1 rRNA gene is annotated in these 1,508 nt (G+C 56.5%); it reads right to left on the minus strand.

From position 1 onward, the window contains the following. Window positions 1-1,440 (minus strand): 16S ribosomal RNA (locus NQ036_RS15365); the annotation flags it as partial. Window positions 1,441-1,508 lie beyond the last annotated feature (68 nt).

Here is a 1,508-nt window from a genome sequence, read left to right on the forward strand (position 1 = left end):
GGTTAGGCCATGGGCTTCGGGTGTTACCGACTTTCGTGACTTGACGGGCGGTGTGTACAAGGCCCGGGAACGTATTCACCGCAGCATTGCTGATCTGCGATTACTAGCGACTCCGACTTCACGTAGTCGAGTTGCAGACTACGATCCGAACTGAGACCGGCTTTCTGAGATTCGCTCCACCTCACGGCATCGCTTCCCTCTGTACCGGCCATTGTAGCATGCGTGAAGCCCAAGACATAAAGGGCATGATGATTTGACGTCATCCCCACCTTCCTCCGAGTTAACCCCGGCAGTCTCCTATGAGTTCCCACCATCACGTGCTGGCAACATAGAACGAGGGTTGCGCTCGTTGCGGGACTTAACCCAACATCTCACGACACGAGCTGACGACAACCATGCACCACCTGTACACCAACCCAAAAAGGGAAACCCCGTTTCCGAGGCGATCTGGCGCATGTCAAGCCTTGGTAAGGTTCTTCGCGTTGCATCGAATTAATCCGCATGCTCCGCCGCTTGTGCGGGCCCCCGTCAATTCCTTTGAGTTTTAGCCTTGCGGCCGTACTCCCCAGGCGGGGCACTTAATGCGTTAGCTACGGCACAGAACCCGTGGAATGGGTCCCACACCTAGTGCCCAACGTTTACGGCATGGACTACCAGGGTATCTAATCCTGTTCGCTCCCCATGCTTTCGCTCCTCAGCGTCAGTAACAGCCCAGAGTCCCGCCTTCGCCACCGGTGTTCCTCCTGATATCTGCGCATTTCACCGCTACACCAGGAATTCCAGACTCCCCTACTGCACTCCAGTCGGCCCGTACCCACTGCACGCGCACCGTTAAGCGATGCGTTTCCACAGCAGACGCGACCAACCGCCTACGAGCTCTTTACGCCCAATAATTCCGGACAACGCTAGTACCCTACGTATTACCGCGGCTGCTGGCACGTAGTTAGCCGGTACTTCTTCTGCAGGTACCCTCCACCCCCATCAAGGAGGCCTTGTTCCCTACTGAAAGAGGTTTACAACCCGAAGGCCGTCATCCCCCACGCGGCGTCGCTGCATCAGGCTTGCGCCCATTGTGCAATATTCCCCACTGCTGCCTCCCGTAGGAGTCTGGGCCGTGTCTCAGTCCCAGTGTGGCCGGTCGCCCTCTCAGGCCGGCTACCCGTAAACGCCTTGGTAGGCCATTACCCCACCAACAAGCTGATAGGCCGCGAGCCCATCCCCAACCGACAAAACTTTCCACCCCCACCCATGCGGGCAGGAGTCGTATCCGGTATTAGACCCAGTTTCCCGGGCTTATCCCGAAGTCAGGGGCAGGTTACTCACGTGTTACTCACCCGTTCGCCACTAATCCATGACACAAGTGCCACTTCATCGTTCGACTTGCATGTGTTAAGCACGCCGCCAGCGTTCGTCCTGAGCCAGGATCAAACTCTCCACAAAAAAATTTGCTTAAAAGCGATCCCGACCGAAAAGAACAGACTGACGAGAAAAAGAACAACACCCACCAT

The organism is Brevibacterium sp. 91QC2O2, from assembly GCF_024580695.1.
Taxonomy (GTDB): domain Bacteria; phylum Actinomycetota; class Actinomycetes; order Actinomycetales; family Brevibacteriaceae; genus Brevibacterium; species Brevibacterium moorei.